General features: G+C 72.5%; 2 protein-coding genes and 2 riboswitches. Of the genes, one reads left to right on the forward strand and one right to left on the reverse strand.

All coding sequences use genetic code 11. The annotated features are described in order from the left end of the window. Positions 1-199: DUF5999 family protein (locus KDK95_RS34125; protein WP_249162312.1), on the forward strand; the 199-nt coding region annotated here is incomplete at its 5' end. Between the two features lie 281 nt (positions 200-480). Here KDK95_RS34125 and gcvP read toward each other — a convergent pair. Beyond that, positions 481-3363, reverse strand: coding sequence for an aminomethyl-transferring glycine dehydrogenase (gene gcvP / locus KDK95_RS34130; RefSeq protein ID WP_307844902.1), 2883 nt, complete (start codon positions 3361-3363; stop codon positions 481-483). A gap of 59 nt (positions 3364-3422) precedes the next feature. Beyond that, positions 3423-3555: riboswitch (glycine riboswitch) on the reverse strand. A gap of 4 nt (positions 3556-3559) precedes the next feature. Next, positions 3560-3691, reverse strand: a riboswitch (glycine riboswitch). Positions 3692-3762: the final 71 nt, after the last annotated feature.

The raw sequence follows: 3762 nt of genomic DNA on the forward strand, positions 1-3762 counted from the left end.
GTGCCCGCACCGGCCCCCGTGCCCCACCGCCTACGCCTCCGACCGCTACCGCGCCCACGTCCTGTCGGCGCACCCCGAGCAGGGCTGGTCCCTGCTGTGCAACGGAGTCATCGCCTTCGACGACCTCGGCGCCCTGCTCCCGGCCTCCGGCGGCCGCGACGAGCACGCCGCCGCCGCGGCCAGGCTCCTCGCCGCATAGCACCGGCACACAGCACACAGCACGCACACGGGCAACGGGGAGAAACGACCACGGCGCGACCCTGCGGAAAACACCACAGGGCCGCGCCGCAGCTACGTCAGCTGACCGTGCAACCGTCTCGGAAGCCGAACCGCCCCCGCCACACGCGATCTACGCAATTGCAGCGCGACCCTGCGGAAAACACCACAGGGCCGCGCCGCAGCTGCGTCAGCTGACCGTACAACCGTCTCGGAAGCCGAACCGCCCCCGCCACACGCGATCGCGCAGCGGGCCTGCGAAAGCTAGGACACAGCCAGATCCTCGATCGGCGGGCAGGAGCAAACCAAGTTCCGGTCGCCGTAGGCGCCGTCGATCCGCGCCACCGGCGGCCAGTACTTGTCGGCCGCCTGCGCCGGGCCCTCCGGGAAGACCGCGGTTGCCCGGTCGTAGCCGTGCTCCCAGTCGCCCGCGAGCGCCGCCGCCGTGTGCGGGGCGTTGCGCAGCGGGTTGTCCGACCGGTCCCACTCGCCCGCCGCGACCTTCTCGATCTCGCCGCGGATCGCGATCATCGCCGCGCAGAACCGGTCGAGCTCGAACAGGTCCTCGGACTCGGTCGGCTCCACCATCAGCGTCCCGGCCACCGGGAACGACATCGTCGGCGCGTGGAACCCGTAGTCGATCAGGCGCTTGGCCACATCGTCCACCGTCACCCCGGTCGCCTTCGTGATCTCGCGCAGGTCCAGGATGCACTCGTGCGCCACCAGGTTCGACGGACCGGTGTAGAGCACCGGGTAGTGCGCCGACAGCCGCGCCGCGACGTAGTTCGCCGCCAGCACCGCCGACTGCGTCGCCCGCTTGAGCCCGTCCGCGCCCATCAGCCTGATGTACGCCCACGGGATCGGCAGGATCCCAGCGCTGCCCCACGGCGCCGCCGACACCGGGCCCACGCCCGTCCCGGCGCCGCGCTGCGGGCCCGCGATCGGGTGCAGCGGGTGGTTCGGCAGGAACGGCGCCAGGTGCGCGCGCACCGCCACCGGGCCCACGCCCGGACCGCCGCCGCCGTGCGGGATGCAGAACGTCTTGTGCAGGTTCAGGTGCGACACGTCGGCCCCGAACCGGCCCGGCTTCGCCAGGCCGACCAGCGCGTTCAGGTTCGCCCCGTCCACGTACACCTGGCCGCCGGCCTCGTGCACCGCCGCGCACACGTCCGTGATCTGCTCCTCGAACACCCCGTGCGTCGAGGGGTAGGTCACCATCAGCACCGCGAGCTCGTCCCGGTACTGCGCGATCTTCTCCCGAAGCTCGTCCACGTCCACGTCGCCGTTCGCCCGGCACGCCACCACGACCACGCGCATCCCGGCCATCACCGCGCTCGCCGCGTTCGTGCCGTGCGCCGAGGACGGGATCAGGCACACGTCCCGCTGGCCCTGCCCGTTCGCCCGGTGGAACGCCCGCACCGCGAGCAGCCCCGCGAACTCGCCCTGCGAGCCCGCGTTCGGCTGCACCGACACCCGGTCGTACCCGGTCACCTCGGCCAGCCACCGCTCGACCTGCCCGATCAGCGCCAGGTAGCCCCCGGCCTGCTCCAGCGGCGCGAACGGGTGGATGTTCGCGAACTCCGGCCAGGTGATCGGCTCCATCTCCGTGGTCGCGTTCAGCTTCATCGTGCACGAACCCAGCGGGATCATCGACCGGTCCAGCGCCACGTCCCGGTCCGAGAGCCGCCGCAGGTACCGCAGCATCGCCGTCTCCGACCGGTGGCTGTGGAACACCGGGTGCGTCAGGAACGCCGACGTGCGCGCCAGCCCGTCCGGCAGCGCGTCGGCGGTCGTCTCGTCCAGCGCGTGCGCCTGCACGCCCTCGACGCCGAACGCCTGCCACACCGCCTGCAGATCCGCCCACGTCGTCGTCTCATCGCACGAGAGCGTCACCGTGTCCGGATCCGCCAGCCGCACGTTCACGCCCGCCGCGCGCGCCGCGTGCCACAGCTCCGAGGCGCGCCCCGGAAGCCGCACCGCGACCGTGTCGAAGAACGCGCCGCCCGACACCTCGAACCCGGCCGAACGCAGGCCCGCCGCCAGCACCACCGCGTTGCGGTGCACCCGCCGCGCGATCCCCGACAGGCCCTCCGGGCCGTGGTAGACCGCGTACATGCCGGCGACGACCGCCAGCAGCACCTGCGCCGTGCAGATGTTGCTCGTCGCCTTCTCCCGCCGGATGTGCTGCTCCCGCGTCTGCAACGCCAGCCGCAGCGCCCGGTTGCCGTGCGCGTCCTGCGAGACGCCGACCAGCCGGCCGGGCAGCGACCGCGCCAGGCCCTCGCGCACCGCCATGTAGCCCGCGTGCGGACCGCCGAAGCCCATCGGCACCCCGAACCGCTGCGTCGTACCGACCGCGATGTCCGCGCCGAACTCGCCCGGCGCCCGCAGCAGCGTCAACGCCAGCAGATCCGCCGCGACCGTCACCTGCGCACCCACCGCGTGCGCCTGCTCCACGATCCCGGTCAGATCGCGCACCGCGCCCGACGCGCCCGGGTACTGCACCAGGATTCCGAAGTACGAACCCGGCTCGGCCTCCGCCAGCACCCCGGCGGACAGGTCCACCGGCACCAGTTCGATCCCCAGCGGCTCGGCGCGCGTCTGCAGCACCGCCATGGTCTGCGGGAACACGTCCGCGTCCACCAGGAACCGCTTCGCCGCCCCGCGCACCGAGCGCAGCGACAGAGCCATCGCCTCGGCCGCCGCCGTCGCCTCGTCCAGCAGCGACGCACCCGAGACCGGCAGGCCCACCAGGTCCGCGACCATCGTCTGGAAGTTCAGCAGCGCCTCCAGGCGCCCCTGCGAGATCTCCGGCTGATACGGGGTGTAGGCCGTGTACCACGCCGGCGACTCCAGCACGTTGCGCCGGATCACCGCCGGAGTGAACGTCCCGTAATACCCGAGACCGATCATCGAGCGCAGCACCCGGTTGCGCCCCGCCAGATCCCGCAGTTCCTGTCCGACCTCGGCCTCCGACCGCGCCGGCGGCAGGTTCAACCGCTCCGTCAGCCGGATCGTCGCCGGAACGGCCGCCTCCGACAACTCGTCCAGCGACCCGTACCCCAGCACGGCCAGCATCTTCGCCCGATCGGCCTCCGACGGACCGATGTGCCGCTCCTCGAAACGAACCTCGGCGGACTCGACCACGGTGCAACTCCCTGAAGGCTCCCGCCGACGCGCGACCGCCGCGCACCGGCCGTCTCCCCCTCTGTCGGGAAACCTGAGAGCTTCGCCGCCCGCGCGCCCCACGGAAAACGGCGCGCCGCACGGTTTTCTCCTTCGGTGGAGGTCCATGCCCGCGCCACGTCCACGGCGCGAACACGACCCCGCTTTCCAGAGTCGCCTGACCCGGACGGTCCTGGAGGCCTGAGAGATTCCGGGGAGGATTTGCTCCTTCGGCGCCCCGCACCCGGCCCGCACCCCCCGCAACCACGGGGAACACCGGCCGCCACGAGGACTCTCCCGTCCGGGGTGAACAGCTACCCCCTACGGTACCAACCCCGACCGGCCCCGGGCGACGACCCGCCACCGATAATGATCCCACTA

Origin of the sequence: Actinospica acidithermotolerans (assembly GCF_018139625.1) — a bacterium.
In the GTDB taxonomy this organism is placed as follows: domain Bacteria; phylum Actinomycetota; class Actinomycetes; order Streptomycetales; family Catenulisporaceae; genus Actinospica; species Actinospica acidithermotolerans.